At 66.6% G+C, this 17,538-nt stretch carries 15 protein-coding genes and 1 pseudogene; 6 read left to right on the forward strand and 10 right to left on the reverse strand.

The genetic code is table 11. The features are described from left to right. Nucleotides 1-88: 88 nt before the first annotated feature. The 4 genes and pseudogenes from lipY (at nt 89) to AC5Y5Z_RS12125 (ending at nt 4,660) form a co-directional block, all read left to right on the forward strand. Nucleotides 89-1,432 (forward strand): triacylglycerol lipase LipY, encoded by a 1,344-nt coding sequence (lipY, locus tag AC5Y5Z_RS12110; protein ID WP_499925458.1) that lies wholly within the window; start codon nt 89-91, stop codon nt 1,430-1,432. Between the two features lie 13 nt (nt 1,433-1,445). After that, nucleotides 1,446-2,180: pseudogene (locus AC5Y5Z_RS12115) on the forward strand (BadF/BadG/BcrA/BcrD ATPase family protein); the annotation flags it as partial. Nucleotides 2,181-2,246: 66 nt separating this feature from the next. Beyond that, nucleotides 2,247-3,152: an N-acetylmuramic acid 6-phosphate etherase gene (murQ, locus tag AC5Y5Z_RS12120; protein WP_499925460.1), complete on the forward strand. Its 906-nt coding sequence runs from the start codon at nt 2,247-2,249 to the stop codon at nt 3,150-3,152. Next, a complete protein-coding gene (locus AC5Y5Z_RS12125) occupies nt 3,152-4,660 on the forward strand; it encodes a serine hydrolase domain-containing protein (protein WP_499925462.1) in 1,509 nt (502 codons plus the stop codon). Before murQ ends, AC5Y5Z_RS12125 begins: the two co-directional genes overlap by 1 nt. A gap of 3 nt (nt 4,661-4,663) precedes the next feature. Here AC5Y5Z_RS12125 and AC5Y5Z_RS12130 read toward each other — a convergent pair whose 3' ends face one another. The 4 genes from AC5Y5Z_RS12130 to AC5Y5Z_RS12145 form a co-directional block, all read right to left on the reverse strand. Further along, nucleotides 4,664-5,368: a M15 family metallopeptidase gene (locus AC5Y5Z_RS12130; RefSeq protein WP_463827662.1), complete on the reverse strand. Its 705-nt coding sequence runs from the start codon at nt 5,366-5,368 to the stop codon at nt 4,664-4,666. Between the two features lie 13 nt (nt 5,369-5,381). Further along, entirely contained in the window at nt 5,382-6,611 is a 1,230-nt protein-coding gene (locus tag AC5Y5Z_RS12135) for an amidohydrolase family protein (protein WP_499925316.1), read from the reverse strand. A 210-nt stretch (nt 6,612-6,821) separates the two neighbouring features. Further along, nucleotides 6,822-8,594 carry a serine/threonine-protein kinase gene (locus AC5Y5Z_RS12140; protein WP_499925317.1) on the reverse strand — a complete coding sequence of 591 codons (1,773 nt, stop codon included), beginning with the start codon at nt 8,592-8,594 and terminating at the stop codon, nt 6,822-6,824. A 10-nt stretch (nt 8,595-8,604) separates the two neighbouring features. After that, on the reverse strand, nt 8,605-9,489 hold the full coding sequence (locus tag AC5Y5Z_RS12145; RefSeq protein WP_499925319.1) for a phytanoyl-CoA dioxygenase family protein: 885 nt from the start codon (nt 9,487-9,489) through the stop codon (nt 8,605-8,607). 161 nt (nt 9,490-9,650) lie between these two features. On the opposite strand from AC5Y5Z_RS12145, the gene AC5Y5Z_RS12150 reads away from it, so the two are divergent. Next, nucleotides 9,651-9,857, forward strand: a complete 207-nt coding sequence (locus AC5Y5Z_RS12150; protein WP_473139099.1) for a hypothetical protein — start codon at nt 9,651-9,653, stop codon at nt 9,855-9,857. A 49-nt stretch (nt 9,858-9,906) separates the two neighbouring features. Here the strand turns inward: AC5Y5Z_RS12150 and AC5Y5Z_RS12155 are convergent, their stop codons facing one another. The 5 genes from AC5Y5Z_RS12155 to AC5Y5Z_RS12175 are packed head-to-tail and all read right to left on the reverse strand — an operon-like array spanning nt 9,907 to nt 14,997. After that, complete coding sequence (locus AC5Y5Z_RS12155) at nt 9,907-10,836, reverse strand: DUF7064 domain-containing protein (RefSeq protein WP_499925320.1); 930 nt, start codon at nt 10,834-10,836, stop codon at nt 9,907-9,909. A gap of 32 nt (nt 10,837-10,868) precedes the next feature. Further along, a complete protein-coding gene (locus AC5Y5Z_RS12160) occupies nt 10,869-11,726 on the reverse strand; it encodes a VOC family protein (protein ID WP_499925322.1) in 858 nt (285 codons plus the stop codon). 1 nt (nt 11,727) lies between these two features. After that, complete coding sequence (locus tag AC5Y5Z_RS12165; protein ID WP_499925324.1) at nt 11,728-13,296, reverse strand: class I adenylate-forming enzyme family protein; 1,569 nt, start codon at nt 13,294-13,296, stop codon at nt 11,728-11,730. A gap of 25 nt (nt 13,297-13,321) precedes the next feature. Continuing rightward, complete coding sequence (locus AC5Y5Z_RS12170; RefSeq protein WP_463827670.1) at nt 13,322-14,167, reverse strand: mycofactocin-coupled SDR family oxidoreductase; 846 nt, start codon at nt 14,165-14,167, stop codon at nt 13,322-13,324. A gap of 53 nt (nt 14,168-14,220) precedes the next feature. After that, nucleotides 14,221-14,997, reverse strand: coding sequence for an N-acetylmuramoyl-L-alanine amidase (locus AC5Y5Z_RS12175; protein WP_499925326.1), 777 nt, complete (start codon nt 14,995-14,997; stop codon nt 14,221-14,223). Nucleotides 14,998-15,106: 109 nt separating this feature from the next. Here AC5Y5Z_RS12175 and AC5Y5Z_RS12180 point away from each other — a divergent pair, with 109 nt between their 5' ends. Next, the gene (locus tag AC5Y5Z_RS12180; RefSeq protein ID WP_463827672.1) at nt 15,107-16,564 is read left to right on the forward strand and encodes a phospholipase D-like domain-containing protein; all 1,458 of its coding nucleotides are present in this window, start codon (nt 15,107-15,109) and stop codon (nt 16,562-16,564) included. Here the strand turns inward: AC5Y5Z_RS12180 and AC5Y5Z_RS12185 are convergent. Further along, nucleotides 16,554-17,537 (reverse strand): NAD-dependent epimerase/dehydratase family protein, encoded by a 984-nt coding sequence (locus AC5Y5Z_RS12185; protein ID WP_473139274.1) that lies wholly within the window; start codon nt 17,535-17,537, stop codon nt 16,554-16,556. The two genes, AC5Y5Z_RS12180 and AC5Y5Z_RS12185, sit on opposite strands and share 11 nt — an antisense overlap. Nucleotide 17,538: the final 1 nt, after the last annotated feature.

Consider the following 17,538-nt stretch of genomic DNA (forward strand, 5'->3'; position numbering starts at 1 on the left):
CTCGGCGATCGATTGACTGGGCAACCCGCGTTGCCCTGAGGCGGTGGGGAGCGACGCAGTGTCATCTGTTTTTTTATTGCCCGACGTCATGTTCACAGCGGCCGGCGACGCGGCGTCAATTGGCGCAACCGTCTCGACGGTGAACAAGGGCGTGGCCGATGCCACTACGGGGGTATTGGCCGCCGCCGAAGATGAGGTATCGGCGGCGATCGCCGCGCTGTTCTCTGCCCACGGCCAGGGTTATCAGGCGCTGAGCGCGCAAGCGGCGGCGTTCCACGAGGAATTCGTCCGGGCGCTGACCAGTGCCGGTGGCGCCTATGCCGCCGGTGAGGCGGCCAACGCTGCGTTGCTGGACGCCGTCCAGTTGGTGGAGCAGTTTCCCGCTGAGGTCGCCACCGGATTTGCCCGGGTGGGCAACGAAATCTTCACCTTCATCTTCGGCGCGCCGGCCGGGCCGCCCATCCCGGCAACGCAGACCGGCGGCTTCTCGGGCGCGCCGTCCTTGATAACCCGTTTCGAAGAAGCGCTGCTGTATCCGCTCAAACCGCTGCTCAGCGTGTCGGGGCTGGAGACCTACCTGGCAGCGCCGGGTAATCCGCTGTTGGCGTTGGTGGCCAGCGACATTCCACCGTTGTCGTGGTTCATCGGCAACTCTCCGCCGCCGTTCTTGAATTTGCTGCTGGGAGAAACGGTGTCGTACACCTCGACGCCAGAGGGGATGAGCGTCGTGCACATCACGCCGATGAATGCCACCGGTGAGCAGGTGATCGCCATTCACGGCGGTGCCTTCATCTTCCCGCCGTCATTTCTGCACTGGATTCACTACTCGGTAATGGCATATACGACCGGTGCGACTATTCAGGTGCCCATCTACCCGTTGCTGCAGGAGGGGGGTACCGCCGGCGTCGTGGTGCCTATGATGGCTGACTTCATCGCCTCGCAAACCGGGCTACACGGAACGCCCAATGTCAGCGTGATCGGTGACTCCGCAGGTGGCAATCTCGCTCTGGCTGCAGTTCAACAGATGGTCATTGACAATGCCACCCTGCCGTCGTCGATGGTGTTGCTGTCACCGTGGTTGGACCTGTCGATGACGAACCCGAATATTGCTTTCGTTCAGGATCCGCTGTTACCTGTCGGGCTTGCGCAGCAATTCGGCAAACAGTGGGCAGGTAGTCTTCAGCTGGATGATCCCTGGGTTAGTCCGTTGTATGGCGACCCCGTCGGTCTCCCGCCAACGACGGTGTATACGGGCAATTTGGATATCCTCTCGCCGGATGCGATTCTGCTCAAGCAGTTAGCGGCCGACGCCGGGATCGCGAATATGAAGTTTGTATTAGCTAACGGCCAAATCCACGACTGGCTGATCCTCACTCTGGACGGTCCGCAATACTGGTCGCAGATCAACCGAGAACTCGGTATCGCAGCTTGAGTGCAGGATCCGCGTGATCCTGTCCGTCGACCTCGGCAAAACGTCGTGTCGGGCCGCCGCAGCCGGCCGCAGAGCACAGGTACCGGGCGCGCCCGGCCTCGCGTCGCCCGGGGGAGTGCGGGCTGCGCAGGCGGCCATCCTGGCGGTGGCGCGGCAGTTCGAGCCCATCGACGACATGATCGTCGGGGCTGCCGGGGCGCTGACGGCACCGGACCAAGCCCGCCAACTCGCTGCGGTGCTGCTGCATTCGATAGGCGCGGCGCGGGTGACGGTGACCAGCGACAGCGTGATCGCGCACGCGGGCGCGCTGGACGGCAAGCCCGGCGTGGTGCTGATCGCGGGCACCGGCGTCGTTGCACTCGCGATCGACGCCGACGGCGCACTGCGGGTCGCCGACGGCTGGGGACCTTGGCTGGGCGACGAGGGCGGTGGCGCGTGGATCGGCGCCGCCGGGTTGCGTGCCGCCTTGCGAGGTCTGGACGGACGCGGTCCGTCCACCGCCTTGCTCGATGCTGCGCACCAGCGCTTTGGTCCCCCGCGCACCTGGCCCGGGCAAATCAACGATGCTACCGCGATGGCCGAGTTTGCGCCCGATGTTATTGCCGCGCAGCAGGATTCCGTGGCAGCAGCGATAGTCGACGCGGCCGCCGCAGCCCTTGCCGCGGCGGCGCGGGCCGTCGGCGCCGGCCCGGTCGCGATGGTCGGCGGACTGGCCGGTGTGACGGCGCTGTCCAAGCACCTCGATCTCGTCCAGCCGGCCGGCGACGCACTCGACGGGACATTGCGACTCAACGCGATCCACGAGCCGCACGTGATCCGGCTGCGGGCGAGCGCCGTCGCCGCCAACAAGCTCGACACGCTCGCCACCGAGGACGTCCGGCCCGACTCGCACGACCTTGATACCCGGCCCGTCAGCGAGGTCGTCGCGCTGCTCGTCGCCGCCGAGCACGAGGCGCAGCAGGCAATTGCGGACGCACTTCCGCAGATCAGCGCTGCGGCCGAGGCGATCGCGGCGCGACTCGAGAGCGGCGGCCGGTTGATCTACGCCGGCGCCGGTACGCCGGGTCGGCTCGGTGTGCTCGATGCGGCCGAATGTGGACCCACCTTCAACACCGACCTGGTGCGCGGTGTCATCGCGGGCGGACCGGCAGCGCTGACCCAGGCGGTCGACGGCGCCGAAGATGTCTTCGACCCAGCGGATCTGGCCGACCTGACCGGGGCCGACGTGCTGGTCGGGATTACCGCGTCCGGTCGCACCCCGTACGTGCTCGGCGCGCTCGCACACGCGCGGGCGGTGGGTGCGCTGACCGTTGCCATCGTCAACAACCGCGGCAGCGAAGCGGCTGCCGACCTCATGATCGAGTTGCTGACCGGACCTGAGGTGCTGGCCGGATCCACGCGGTTGACCGCCGGTACCTCGCAGAAGGTGGTGCTCAACGCGTTGTCGACGAGCGTGATGACCGCGCTCGGCAAGGTCTACGGTCCAAGGATGGTCGACGTGCGTGCCACGAACGCGAAGCTGCGGCGCCGCACGGTTCGTATTGTCCGGGATGCGGCCGGCGTCGACGAACAGACCGCCGCCGCCGCGCTCGCGGCCGCAGGCGGTCACGCCAAGACCGCGATCGTCGCGCTGCTCGCCGGCGTCGACGCGGTCGCCGCTGCCGGACTGTTGCAGCGCGCGCGGGGACACGTGCGGTCCGCGCTGAGCGGGCGGCCGTGATGCGCAGAGCCGGGGCACTCGCAGCGGTGGCGCTGATCGTCCTCGCCGGCTGCTCGCATCGTGAATCAGCACCGACGTCTAGTTCCAGCGCGCCACCGTCGTCATCGACCATCACCCAAACCTCGCCTCGCGCAACGGTTCCGAAGATCGCCGAGGCGCCCACGCCGCCTGCGTTCGCGCCGGTCTCCACACTGATCAACGATGCGATCGCGGCCGAAAAGCTGCCCGGTGCGGTCATCGTCGTCGGTCACGGCGGAGACATCGCCTTCCGCCATGCGTATGGCTCGCGCAAGCTGGCCAGCGAACCCGGGCTGGACGGACTGCCCGCCCCCGCTGAACCGATGACCGAGGACACGATCTTTGACCTGGCGTCGCTGACCAAGCCGCTGGCAACGGCGACCATCGTGATGCAGCTCTACGAGCAGGGCAAAGTGCGGTTCGACGATCCCGTGCAGCAGTATCTGCCCGACTTCAACACGACCAACGATCCGCGACGGGCGCAAGTCACCGTCCGCATGCTGCTCACCCACACCTCGGGCGAGACCGGCGACGTCGAACTCAAGGACCCGTGGGGACTGGAACGCACCGACAAAGCTGAAGGCATCCATCGCGCACTGACGACGCCGCTGGAGTCCGGACCGGGGCAGGGTTTCCGGTACTCCGATATCAACTTCATCCTGCTCGGCGCGCTGATCGAGAAAGTCACCGGGGAAACTGAAGACGTCTATGCCGCCGAGCACGTGTTCGCGCCGCTCGGTATGACAGACACCCGGTATCTGCCGGTCGCCAAAGCCTGTGGGCCACACGTGATCAGAGGTGCCGCCATCGGCTGGGCACCGGGTGGGGCGCCGGCCGGCTGTGCTGCCGGGACCTGGAGCACCGATCTCTTGCCGCGCATCGCCCCGACGGCGCGCGACGAAGAGAGCAGAGGTGATCCGGGTAAGAATCCCGACATCGATCATTTGTTGTGGGGCACAGTGCATGACACGACGTCGCGGCGGATGGGCGGAGTGGCCGGGCATGCCGGCGTGTTCTCGACGGCGCACGACGTCGGCATCTTCGCCCAGGCTCTCTTGGACCGCCTCGCTGGCCGCCCGAGCCAATTCCCGCTCAGCCAAACCACTTTGGAGTTGATGACGACTCCGCAGCAGCCGGGACATACGGCGCGGCAACTCGACGCCGCCAACGCCGCAACCCGGGAAGCCATCGCACAGCGACCGAACACCCGGAATCCGTTGCTGGCTCCGCGCTATCCAGCGATCGCGGGCCAGAACCTGCGCGGCTTCGGCTGGGACATCGACACCCCGCTGTCGGGGCCACGCGGGATGGTATTCCCCATCGGGAGTTTCGGCCACACCGGCTTCACCGGAACATCCATTTGGATCGACCCGGTATCGAACAGTTACGTTGTGTTGCTGGCCAATTCGATCCATGTCCGCGGCAGTCCACCCATGTCGGATCTGCGCGCTGAGGTGGGCACGGTAGCGGCCCGGGCACTGGGTCTGTAACGCTCAGATCCGCTCGAAGTGCTGATAGTCCGGGGTGCGCCAGTAGCCGCCCCACTGCCAGCCGCGTTCGGTGAAGACCTGCTCGGCGGGGTCGCCCCCGTGGATGAGTCCAGGGTCGGTACGGCTGCGGTCGAGGTATTCCGAGGCGTTCCGTGGTTCGAAATACCCGGTGACGTACAGGCAGGGGTTGATCAGCGGATTGATGTCGATCGCCCGGCCGTACGCGTGCGGCGACCACTCACCGGAGCCGGGTATGCGTCGGCAGTTGAACGCCGACGTGTTGTTGTCCTCCATGGACAATTCGTCGTCGGCCTCGGCGTAGTGGTCCACTGTCTGCATCTTGTCGACCGGATAGCGCAGCAATTGCAGCCGCCCGAAGATCGCGATGACATCCGGCACCAGATCTTGGTGCACGACGAGCACGCCGCGGTGGGTCTGGCCGTCGAACCCGACATAGTCGATGTCGACCCGGCGCAGCTGCTCGGGTCCGACGGGACAACCCGGCTGCCAGGTGTTGCCCAGCTCCGCGGCGGTCACCGGCTGCGCGGTCGGGGCGGGCGGTGTCGGCGGTGAGCTGGTCGAAGCCGGCGCAGCCGCCACCGACGAGGACGGTGTCGCGGTGGGCGACGGCGGGGGCGCGGCAGGGGCGCACTGCACCAGCAGCACAACGGCCGCGACCACCTGGGCCAGCAGCGCACCCCGCCGCATCGGACCGGCTCGGTCAGGTCAGCACGAGTGCTGGCACATCCGGGCGGTGGACGATCTCGTTGGGCACCTTGAACAGGTCGATCATGTTGCCGCCCATAACTTTTCGGACACCCTCAGCATCGAGCCCCTGTTCTTCCAGGTCGGCGACGAGGTTGATCGGGTCGGACAAGCCTTCCGGATGCGGCCAATCGGAGCCGAAGATGACGCGATCGATGCCGCACAGATCGGCCATCTGCTTGAAGTTGTCCTCCCAGAACGGCGCGACGTACACGCAGCGCTTGAACGCCTCGATCGGGTCCTCAGGGAACTCCTGCGGCATCTTCGAATAGACGTTCTTGAATTGGTAGAACAGGTAGGGCACCCACGACCCGCCGTTCTCCACCGACAGCACGCGAAGGTCGGGATTGCGGGTCAGCGCGCCGTGGCAGACCAGCGCGGCCATGGTGTCCTCGATGGGCCGCTTGCCCATCGCGACCATCCGGAACGCGGTCGGCTTGAACGGCTTGTACTCGTCGCCGGGCTCCCAGTCGTTGAGGTATTCGGCGTAGCCGCTGTCGGAGGCGTGCATCGACACCGGGATCCCGGCTTTGACGCACGCATCCCAGAACGGGTCGAACTCGGACAGGCCGAGGGAGCGGGTGCCGCGGTATCCCGGTACCGGCGCGGGCCGGACCAGCACGGTCTTGGCGCCCCGCTGCAGACACCAGTCGAGTTCCTCCAGTGCGCGATCGACATTGGCGAGGTTGATGACCGGCGTGGAGAAGATACGGTCCTCGTAGTTGAACTGCCAGGTCTCATACATCCACTGGTTGAGTCCATGGATGATGTCCAGGATCAGGTCCGGGTCGTCCTTCAGGCGTTCCTCGACCAGGGAGGCCAGCGTCGGGAACATCAGGGTGTAGTCCAGGCCGAGGCCGTCGAGGACCTCGAGGCGCGCCGCGGGATTGCGGAAGGCCGGGATGGCCTTCATCGGCTTGCCCATGACCTCGCGGAAGCTCTTGCCGCCGCTGCCGTGCCGGAAATACTCCTCCTGGGCACCCGGCCGGGCAACGATCTCGAACGTCGGGTTGGGGATGTAATCGCTGACCACGTTGCGCACCATGATCTTGGTGCGGCCGCGCACATCGATGTAGTCGATCACGCCTTTGCGATGATCCGGCAGGAACTGGGTCAGCGCTTCTTTGGGTTCGTAGAAGTGGTTGTCCGCGTCGAACACCGGGTAGGAAAGATCGCGTGACGGCATGTCGTCTCCTGGAAGTCTTGTGCATCAACCGGTATCGGCTGGTGGTGCCGAGCTACGGTAATGACATTACCACTTTCCCTCAGCCAGCAATACCCGCCGCCGGCTGCGACCCGCGGTGCCGTGAGAATGGCGTTACCTGCCGACCGGCGCCAGGCTAGTCCGCCGGGTCGAGCAGGACGCAACGCGACACCGAAGTGAGGTAGGCCGACCCTAGCCGGCTGCCTGCAGGGTGATGTCGGACAGTTGTGTCCGGCTCTCGCCGTTGGTGGTGCCCAGCGTGGAGATCCACACCAGCACGTTGGAGGTCTTGGTCTGTTTGGTCACCGCGATGCGGTTACGCCCCGGCTGTAACGACGTCGTCGGGGACAGCTCGACGGTGTCTTCGAGTTTGGCCGGCTTGTCGGTGGGCGACGAGCGGATCTGAATCTGGGTGCCGGTACTGGGCACGTCCAGCGACACAGCGCTGAGTGTGGTCGGCTCAGCCAGATGCAGTAACAAACCCATCCCCTTGAGGAACTTCGGGAAAGGGACAGCGTCCCGATAGGTGACCGTGGACCAGCCAGTGTCCGGGTTGCCGTCGATCGCCAACCCGGCATCCTGCGGATTGTCCGGGGTGCCGTCGGGGGAGAACACGGTGGCGCTCACCGGTTTGACGATCGGTCCCGGTCGAGTCGAGGTGCCCTGGGTGAAGTACAGCACCGCAGCGGCGGTTAAGGCGATGACGCCAACGACGGCCGCGACGGCGATGGTCCAGACCATCGCGCTTTTGCGCGTCTTGCCGCCGGACGATGTGGCGCGGGCCGCGGGCGCGTTCCGCTTGGTGCCCACACCGGTGGAGAGATTGACGACCTTATCGGCGTCCAGAGTCTCGCCGTCCCAGGCGCCGCTGACCTCCACGGCGTTGCCGTCCATGAGTTGACCGGCTACCAGATCGGTCTGTATCTCGACCGGAACGGGACCCTGGTGGTTGCCGGGCGGCTCGGTGGTGAGCAGTTGGAAGGTCAGGATCCCGACCTGGTCGTGGGCGCCGACCGGGGTCTGCTGCACCTGGCGGGCCGTTCCGTGCAGAGTGACACGCTCGAGACGTTGGGTGGACGGGCGTCCGGCCTCGCTCGGAGCCGGCGGCGGCGCCGGAGGCGCGGCACCGCGGCTGGGACCCAGTTGGGCCAGCGCGCGGGCGAACTCGGCACAGTTCGGGTACCGCTCACCGGGCTCTTTGGCCAGCGCCCGGGTCAGCACGGCATCGAGATGCGCGAGGTCGGGCCGGCGCTGCGAGATCAGGGGCGGCGGCGTGCTCAGATGGTGGCTGATCACCACGGCGCGATTGGAGTCGACGAAGGGCGGCGCGCCGGTCAGCAAGTGAAACGTGGTGGCGGCGAGCGCGTACTGATCGACTCGGCCGTCAAGTGGCTTGCCCAGGAGTTGCTCGGGTGCCACGTAACTGATGGTCCCCATGGTGACGTTCGCGTCGGTGAGGTTGCTGACGTCGTCGATTCTGCGGGCGATGCCGAAGTCGGTGAGCAGTACCCGACGGCGCAGGCCGTCGGTCACCAGGATGTTCTCCGGCTTGACGTCGCGGTGCAGCAGCCGACGGTCGTGACCGAAGTCCAGCGCATCGGCCACCGCTGCGACGATGTCGGCCACGTCTCGTTCGGGCATGCCGTCGGGGAAGCGTTCCCGGACCAACCGCCCCGCGTCGGTGCCGTCCACGTATTCCATCGAGATCCAGAGCCGACCGTCGTACTCACCGCGATCGAGGACGCTGACGATGTGCTGGTGCCACAGGGTGGCGGCCAACTCGGCTTCGCGAATGAACCTCGCGCGGAACTCGACGTCGGCCGTCGCAGGCATGGACAGGACCTTCAGCGCGTCTTGGCGTGGCAGGCGAGGATGCTGGGCAAGGTAGACCTCGCCCATGCCGCCAGAGCCCAGCAGCCGCTGGATCACGTAGCCGGCGAAGACGTCGCCGTGATTGAGCGGCATGCCCGACAGCCTACAAACCGGCGGGTGTCCCATGGTCAGGTCGCTCGGTGTCCAGCAGTCGTAGCGGATGCAGGCCGTCGACCGCGCCGACGAACGGCGGGTGGATGCTGTAGCCGAGCATGCGGCGGATGTCGTCGGAAACCTGTCGAGCGATGTCGCGGGATATCGACAAGGTGTAGGCCTCCATGGGTCGCAGCCACGGCTCGCAATACTGGGCGGTGATGGCCAGCCGCTCGCTGGTCGTCGTGTTCGCGCCGCCGCCGTGCCACAGGGTGCCGACGAAGAACACGCACGAGCCGGCGGGCATGACGACCGGTAACGCCGGGTCGTCCGGGCCCGGCCGGCGTTTGCCCCAGCGGTGACTACCGGGGTAGACGACGGTGGCGCCGTTGTCGGCGGTGAAGTCGTCGACGGCCCAGATGGTCGCCGCGGCCAACGGTTCCCGCGGTCGTGGAATGGGGTAGAACCCGTCGTCATGGTGGGCCAACTGGGCGGTCTCACCAGGCTGGATGTTGATGGCCTGCAACGCCGAAAGCAGGTAGTTAGGCATTAGCAGACGGTCGAGGACCGCCAGCACCCGCGGATGGTCGGCAACCTGATCGCAGGCGCGGGTCCTGCTCAGCACGCTGTAGATGCGTTGCGTGCGGCGCCCCTCGAAGGAATTGCGTCCGGTGTGTCCCAGCCAGGGCTGCACCACCTCACGAATGTGCCGGCACTGCTCGGCGCTGAGCAGGTTCTCCCAGACGACGTAGCCGTCCCGCGCCAGCGCGGCCAGGTCGGCTTCGACGATCGCGTTGTCGACCGAACTTCCGGCGGACGGGGTCCACCGATGCCGCTGCGCCAGATCCCCCCTGAGGTCCTCCAGCGTGGTGTCGGGCTGGTCGTCGGTGCGCATCGGGCGGTCCTACTGACGGGCGGGTGTGGTGTCCTTGACCAGACTAAACGCGCATCAACGCCTGGTGTGACGGATCGCAGCCCGGGCGACGGTAGATCAAGATCACTACGAATAGTGTCAGCGGCGGGTTTCAGGCGACCGAGCCCGGCTATGCGATCAGAATGCGAAATTCAGCGCGCGACCGCGCAGATGCCGGCGACCGCGCCGCCCAGCTCAACGAGCAGATCGCCGAAGGCCACGACTGGGCAGACCGGGCCCGGCCCAACAGCTCGGGAGACCTGCACGGCGACGCCGCCAGCGAACATCGGCAGGCCGCCGGTGAAGGCCGTTCCAAGGCTGAGGCCGCGCGCGAGGAAGACGACAAGTGAAGCCCCGGTCACCGGGTTGTCGGGCCACCGCAGTCTAGTAGGGGGTCGTCTAGGCGCCGGGCCGCCTGTCGACCGCGGCGCGGCGTACCTGCTCCCGGGCGTGGAACTCCTGATTCTCGCCCCAGCCCCGCATGCCGTTCCAGCGCCAATCGGTGAGTGTCCAATAGGTCAATCGGCCCGGCCAGCCGAGCCACCGCAGGGCCGTCCGCACCTGACCCTCGGCGTGCAGTGTTCGGCCGTGCTCGTCGACCGCCTCCACGACCACGTGGGCTGGCGCGCCGTCGCGCCGCGCGGCGACGCGTCGCTCGCCCTGCACAAGTTCACCCGGGCGGCCGTCGGCGACCAGGTATCCGCCGACGACCTTATCGACACCCGGTTTGCGGCTGGCCATCGTCAGCGCGTGCCAGTGATCCTCGGGCGAGGCGACCGCCCACAGGTAGTCGCCTGACCGGGCCGCGCCGGACCGGTGCGGGCCCCAGGTCCGGTCGCGTATCGAGTAGCAGTCGATGTCGAAGTGTTCGCCGTCCAGCGTCAGCGTGCCGGTCATCCGACCGGGATGGTCGAAATGACCGGCCGTGTCATCGACCGGCCCGAGTGGGTGCGGCGGCATCAGCGCCGTCCACTCCAGCTCGAATTCGAGGCCGAGCAGCCCGTATTCGAGCCGATACCGCCGACTGCGTTCGACGGCTTGGTGACGCAGGCTGTTCGGCAGCGTGAAATCCTCGAAATCGATTGACCCGGTTGGTGGTTGACGCCATCGCCAGTCATAGAAGAGGCAGTCGTGCGGTAGCTCGCCGGTCGGGTCCCACAGCGCCGGACCACCCCCCGAGCTGCCGCAGCGCACGTCGTGGAAGAAGTAAACGAATCCGTTGATGTCACGTTCGGGCACCGACACGGTGAAGCAACTGCTCTCGGCCCAGTCCGGCTCGGCGCTGGGCGGATGGAAATCGCCGTCGTGCGCGTCGGCATCACAAACCACGAAGACGAGTCAACAACCGCGATCGCGTTAATTCAAGCAGGCTCGATCAACAGCGTCGGCACCCCGCAGGTGCCGTCTTTGACGCTGATCACGCGGGTGCCGGGCTTGCGTCCGGGCCGGACCTCGGACACGTCCAGCCCGACCGCCGCGAGCCGCGCACGGGCGGCATCGGCATTCTGGACGCGCCAGGACAACCCCCAGACCTGATCGGTGCGGGCGGCCGGCCGCACGTCACGCAGCGGTTGTGCGATCTCGACGGTGACCCCGCCGACACGGAGGAACACCAGTCGCATGCCCCAGTCGGGAAAGCTGCGGTCCAGCGCGAGCCGCAGGCCGAGACCGTCGCGGTAGAGCGCGATCGCGGCGTCCGCGTCGCAGGTCTGCACCACCGCATGATCGATTCCGGTGACGATCGCATCCTGCGGGCCGATCGGTGACGCTTCGGGCAGCAGGTCGGGCGACTCGTGCTCGATCGCGATCACCAGCACGCCGCGGGTACGTGCTTCGGGCAGCAGTGCGCTACGCCAGCGCCGGACCGACCCGCTGTCGGTGTCGCGACCCACGCCGAATGAAACCGGGTACGGCTCAAGGCCGTTCGTGGCGAGTTGCGCGTGCGCGGTGTCGATGTCGGAGGTGGCGAACGCCAGCCCGATCGGTCCGTCACCGCGTTGCGCCAGGTGCGCCTCCACCGTGTGTCCGAGCGGGCCGTCGCCAACCGGAGTGATCAACTCCAGGTAGATGTTGTCGAGGCGGAACAGGACATTGGCCGTGCCCCAGCCCGGGTGATCGCCGCGCCACGACGGGTTGCGGGAGAACAGTGCGGCGTACCGTTGAGCGGCGGCGTCCAGATCGCGCACGGCGACGATCACGTGGTCGACAGCGTCGAACACCTCAGCGGCTCTCGGTCGAAATGGGGCGACAGTCCAGCGCTCCGGTGATCAGCATGGTGCGCAAGGCTTTCCGGTTGAGCTTGCCGCTGGGCAGCGTGGGGATGTCGTCACTTCCCGCAATCACCCAGCGGGTCGGGACCTTATAGCCGGACAACTGATCGCGTGCCCGAGCCGCCACCGATGACACGTCGATCGGCTCCCGCGCCGCAACGATCACTGCGCATACCGCCTCACCTCGCTCGGGATCGTCGATGCCGACGACAATGCACTGCGCGACATCGTCGAATTCCTCGATGACGGCTTCTACCTCGAGCGGGGAGACGTTGGCACCCGCTGTCTTGATGAGCTCGCTGGTCCGGCCGACGTAGAACAGGCGCGGGTCGTTGTCCCGGCGATAGACGCGGTCTCCGGTGTGATACCAACCGTCCGCGTCGAACGTCTCCCACCGTTCCCTCTTGTTGTAACCGGCCATCACCCCGATACCACGGACGAGGAGCTCGCCGGTGGTCCCGACCGGAACGGGCGCCCCCTGCTCGTCGACGATGGTCATATCGGTGAAGGCGAAGCCGCCCGCGGTCTCGGACATGGTGCGGTGCACCGGGAATCCGTCGGGCACATTGATCATCGCCAGATCCAACGGCCCGTTCCGCAGCATCGGCGCGCTGCTCAGGTCGCGTGTCGCGAAGGTCGGATGTTCGCGCACGCGTTGGGTGAAGGCAGGCCACCCGACGATGCCGGTGGCACGTTCCCGTTCGATCAGATCCAGTGCCGTGCCGGCATCGAGGCGCGGCAGCACCAGCAGCGTGACGGGTTCGTGCAGTGCCCCGGTCGCGGCGAGCAGGCCACCGATCCAGAAGAACGGCATGGCGCACAGGATCTTCGGCGGCGATGCCGGCCCGGTGAGTGCCTGAATGGCACTCGGCCATGTCGAGGTCTGCCGCACCACCGTGCCGTGGGTGTGCAGCACGCCTTTGGGATCTGCGGTGGATCCCGACGTGTGCACCATGATCGCCAGATCCGCAGCGGACACTTCGCGTTCCGCCGCGGCCAGCAGTTCGTCAGGGACGTCGCAATCCCCGTCCCAGGATGTCGCCCAGGCGCGGTCCGTCTCCTCGGTGAGCACAATGCGCCGCAGATAGGGCACGGCAGGCAGCGCCAGCCGGTCGGCTCGCTGATCGGCTAGCTGCGGCAGAGTCGCTTCGAACAACTCGGCGACGTTCGTCTTGATCACCGTGCCGGGCGCGACCAACAGCCCAATGTCGGCCAGCCGCAGCACCTTTGCAAGTTCTGCAGGCGTATACATGGTGCTCAGCGGTACGGCCAGAGCGCCGATCCGTGACACCGCCAGCCACCAGAGAATCCACTGCACGCCGTTGGGGAAGAACAGGCCCACCCGACTGCCCTTCCCGACACCGGCGGCGAGCAGTCGCTTTGCGATGCGCGCCGAGCGCTGTTCGGCGTCCCGATAGGTGATCCGCTCGGTCGGGGTGACCACATAGGTCTGCTGACCGAACAACCCGACACTGTGCGCGAGGAGGGCTGGGATGGAGAGCGGTCGCGGTTGGGTCACCCCCGGCTCCTCTCTGGGTCAGCCGTCAGAATTTCGCGACCGCGCCGGCGTCGACAGGCAGTGCTGCGCCGGTGATGTATTGCGCCTCGTCGGAAGCCAGGAACAGCACCGCGTTGCTGACCGCGCGTGCCTCGATCAGTGGCTTGGGCAACAGGTGAAACTGGCCGATGACCTCGCCGGCATCGTGCACGGTCGGGGCGGGCAGATCCGGACGCAGCGTCCGGCAGAACTGCTCGTTGTCGAGCATCGGGGTCAAGATGTTCCCGGGATGAATTGAGTTGACTCGAATCCATTGCGGGGCAAGCTCATTGGCCAGCGAGTTCATCAAACCGACCACGGCGTGCTTGGCCGAGGCGTAGTGGGCCATGTAGCCGCCGCCGCGAATGCCCAGCATCGAACTGACCAGGATGATGGAACCGCCACCGTTGGTCATGTGCGGCAGCGCCACTTTGACGGTGTGCCACACCCCGGTCAGGTTGATGTCCATCATCGTCTGCCATGCCGAGGGCTCGATCAGCGCGGCGGGTGCCGGGGAGCCGCTGATACCGGCGTTCGCCACCACGATGTCGAGCGCGCCCAAGGTGGCCACGCCCTGCTCGAGCGCGGCGCGAAGGCCGTCCAGGTCCCGCACGTCGGCCTTGGCGGTGACGATGCGCCGACCCGACTTCTGCACCAGGTCGGCGGTCTCGGCAAGGTCGGCGTCGGTCGCACCGGGATAGGCGACGCCGTCGATGTCCGCGCAGGCATCGACCGCGATGATGTCGGCGCCCTCCTCGGCCAGCCGGATCGCGTGTTCGCGGCCCTGGCCGCGCGCGGCGCCGGTGATGAACGCGACCTTGCCGGCGACTCTGCCCGGAGTGTTGGCTGTCATTGCGACCTTTCGCCCGATATCTGCATGAGGCTACGCGTCGAATTCGAGACAGGTCAGTTGCCCGCCTCGATGGCAGCGACCTTCGCGATCGCATCAGCCCCGCAGAAGGGCTGCAGGTCGACACCGCCGGTACCCAAGAGGAAATCGATGCGGCGTCTGAGGTCACCCGAGGAGACATGGGCGTACAGATTCGCGCCGGGACAGGAGGTTTGAGCGAAGTCGCGGTGTCCGGCCAGCGTGGTGGTCGCGATGCCGTATCGCTGGGCAGCCCACGCGAAGGCAAGTGCGGTGCCGTGCAATTGGGCCTCGGGCACTGGCTCGTGGTCGAAGTCGCCTTCGCAGATGATCAGGAAATGTCCGGTGGTGTCGTAATCCGTTGCGGTGTCACCGACGATGCCGGGGTTGCGCAGTTCGTAGATGTTGCCCTTGCCGTCGATCCCGAGGTGGTAGGCGATGTCGATCCAGCCCAGGCTGTCCTGGTGATACCGCTGGTCCTGGCGGAAACGGCCCGGCGCGTGGCTGTTGTCAACCAGCGCTACCGCCGCGTGGTGCAGGGTCAGCCGGTTCGGCGTGTGCGCGCGCCCACCCGGTCGCGCGGGCCGCGCGCCCCAGGCGTCTCGGCACAGCAACAACGCCGCAGTGGCCTTCGGGGCGGGTGCGGCCGGCGCTGCTGTCACCGGCGCCGTGGCGACGGGTGCGGCGGGACTGGGCTCGCTGGGGGTGGGGCTCGCGGAGGTCGTGGTCGAACAACCGCCCACGGTCGCTGCCAATCCGGCGCTGCCGGCGAGCAGCAGCAGTTGACGGCGATTGACGGGGTCTTCCGCGTTCATGGTCCTCAATGTATTCGTTGCCCCGCCCGGCGACTCCCGGCCTGGTCGCTGAATATGCTGGATACTGCGTTATGCCGCTGACCCGTCAATTGCGTTGAGGAATTGTGCAGTGCCCGACGATCGACTGCTGGTGCCCGGCCAGACGTGCTGGCAGGTGGAGCGCGCCGATCAGTTTGCCTGCATCGTCGACGCCGCGGACTACTTCCAGCATGTCAAGGCGGCGATGTTGCGCGCCCGGCACCGCATCATGGTGATCGCCTGGGATCTGGACGCGAGGATGACGTTCGAACGTGGCGCGAAAACCTTGCCGGGACCCAACCAGCTGGGCGCGTTCATGTATTGGTTGCTGTGGAAGCGGCCGGAGCTCGAGGTGTATCTGCTGCGGTCCAATCTGCGGTTGCTTCCGGCCTTTGACGGCATGTGGTACGGGGTGACCCCGACGTCGCTGCTGAATCGCATCAGCAGTAAGCGATTGAACTTCGCGGTCGACGGGGCCCACCCGGCCGGCTCGGTGCACCACCAGAAGATCGTTGTCGTCGACGACGTGGTGGCGTTCTGCGGTGGCATCGATCTGACCATCAACCGCTGGGACACCCGTGCGCATCGGCACAACAGCCGTAGCCGGCGGTCCGTGGGGCGTAGTTACGGCGCGCGGCACGAAGTTGCCGCCGCCGTGGACGGCGCCGCCGCGCGCGCCCTGGCGCAGCTGGCCCGCGAACGGTGGGAGACCGCCACCAATCAATCGTTGCGGCCGATTGAGGCCAAACACACCGGCTGGCCGAGCAAGCTGGAGCTGACCCTGCGCAATGTCGACGTCGGAATCGTGCGCACCTTGCCGGAATTGGAGCGGCGCGACGAGGTTCGGGAAGCTGAAGCGCTCAATCTCGAAGCTATTGCGGCAGCGCGGCACACCATCTACCTGGAGAACCAGTACCTGGCGGCGCGGCGGCTGGTCGATGCTCTGGCCGACCGGCTGAAAGAAGAAGAAGGTCCGGAGATCGTGATCGTGCTGCCGCGGCGGGGCAACAATGCTCTCGAGCGCGGCACCATGGACGGTGCGCGGCACCGCCTCATCCAATCGTTGTGGGCCGCCGACGAACACGGCCGCCTGGGGGTGTACTGGCCGGTGACCGACGGCGGCGCGCCCATCTATGTGCACTCGAAGGTCATGGTGGTCGACGACCGGTTACTGCGCATCGGTTCGTCGAATCTGAACAACCGGTCGATGGGGTTCGACAGCGAAAGCGATCTGGCCATCGAAGCCGATGCCGACAATCCGGACCACGACCACCTCCGCGACCAGATCACCGCTGTGCGCAACGATTTGGTGGCCGAACACCTGGGCGTGTCCGTCGCGGAGTTCGAGGACGCGCTCACCGGGTCGCAGTCCCTACTCAAAGCGGTCGAAGAATTACGTGGGCAGGACAAGACGTTGCGCCCCTTCACCGAACAGACGGTGTCCGATGAAGCGAGCCCGTTGGCGGAGAACGATCTGATGGATCCCGACCACGTCCCGCATTCGCTGACCCGCAGTGTGCAGCGATTCATCGCAGGACTCAGGGAATGACGGCCGCGCCGGCCCGCCGCCGATTCGCTGACAGGTAGGCCGATCGACGGGCGATGAACCACGTCGCGAGCGGGCGCACCAGTCGCAGTACGGGCACCAGCAGCCCGAAATCCTTTCTCATGTCTCGTATTTGGTCATCGAGACCTCGTGTCTGGTACTGCAGCAACCGTTGACTCTCCTCGGTGTCCACCCAATCGCCGAAGAAACGAGCAGGTCTGCGTTGCACGAACGCGTCGCGCGGCAGCGGCCCGATGCCGATCGCGTTCATCAGTGTGTTGGTGAACTCGTAGTAAGTCATCCGGCAGGTCGCACCTCCGGCGATGTAAAGAGTCTTGCCGACTGTCCTTTCGTCGGCGACGGCGCGGGCGAATGCCATTCCGGCGTCGGCGGGATGGAGAAATTCGAACCGCGCGTCGGGGCTGAACTCGAACATGATGCTGGGGTCCTGCGCCTGCAAGTGGATCGGCGTCACTGCGGCAAGCCGCAGGATGCTCCACTGCAGGTCCGACTCCCGGATCGCCGTCTCGCAGGCCACCTTATGGCGTCCGTACTCGTCGGTCGGAGCGACCGGTGTGTCCACCCGCAGCGGTGGTTCGCGATCCTGGATGTCGCCGAAAATGCCGGTGGAGGAGGCGAAGACGAGCCGTTTGGCAGTGGGGGAGGCGGTCATTCGGTCGATCAGGGTGCGGGTGGCGTCGAGGTTGACTCTGCGCGCGAGTTCGGGGTTGCGTTCCGAGTACGGGGGAAGGATGGCCGCCAGGTGGATCACCGCATCCACCCCCTGCAACGCACTGTCGAGCGACGTCGCGTCGGTGATGTCTCCCCAGACGAAACGTGCTTGTCCGGTGAAACCGGCTGCGAGCTTGCGGGCGCGGCGGGAGTCGATGTCGAAGGCGACGACGTCGTGACCCTCGTCGAGCAGTACCTGCAATGTGCAGAAGCCGATGTTGCCCATCGCCCCTGTCAACAGCACC

It is taken from the genome of Mycobacterium sp. NGS29 (assembly GCF_059812965.1).

Excerpts from the sequence above, each read along its gene's own strand:
- lipY (WP_499925458.1), top strand. The coding sequence starts at position 89 with ATGTTCACAGCGGCCGGCGACGCGGCGTCAATTGGCGCAACCGTCTCG.
- AC5Y5Z_RS12125 (WP_499925462.1), top strand. The coding sequence starts at position 3,152 with ATGCGCAGAGCCGGGGCACTCGCAGCGGTGGCGCTGATCGTCCTCGCC.
- AC5Y5Z_RS12130 (WP_463827662.1), bottom strand. The coding sequence starts at position 5,368 with ATGCGGCGGGGTGCGCTGCTGGCCCAGGTGGTCGCGGCCGTTGTGCTG.
- AC5Y5Z_RS12135 (WP_499925316.1), bottom strand. The coding sequence starts at position 6,611 with ATGCCGTCACGCGATCTTTCCTACCCGGTGTTCGACGCGGACAACCAC.
- AC5Y5Z_RS12140 (WP_499925317.1), bottom strand. The coding sequence starts at position 8,594 with ATGCCGCTCAATCACGGCGACGTCTTCGCCGGCTACGTGATCCAGCGG.
- AC5Y5Z_RS12145 (WP_499925319.1), bottom strand. The coding sequence starts at position 9,489 with ATGCGCACCGACGACCAGCCCGACACCACGCTGGAGGACCTCAGGGGG.
- AC5Y5Z_RS12150 (WP_473139099.1), top strand. The coding sequence starts at position 9,651 with ATGCGAAATTCAGCGCGCGACCGCGCAGATGCCGGCGACCGCGCCGCC.
- AC5Y5Z_RS12170 (WP_463827670.1), bottom strand. The coding sequence starts at position 14,167 with ATGACAGCCAACACTCCGGGCAGAGTCGCCGGCAAGGTCGCGTTCATC.
- AC5Y5Z_RS12175 (WP_499925326.1), bottom strand. The coding sequence starts at position 14,997 with ATGAACGCGGAAGACCCCGTCAATCGCCGTCAACTGCTGCTGCTCGCC.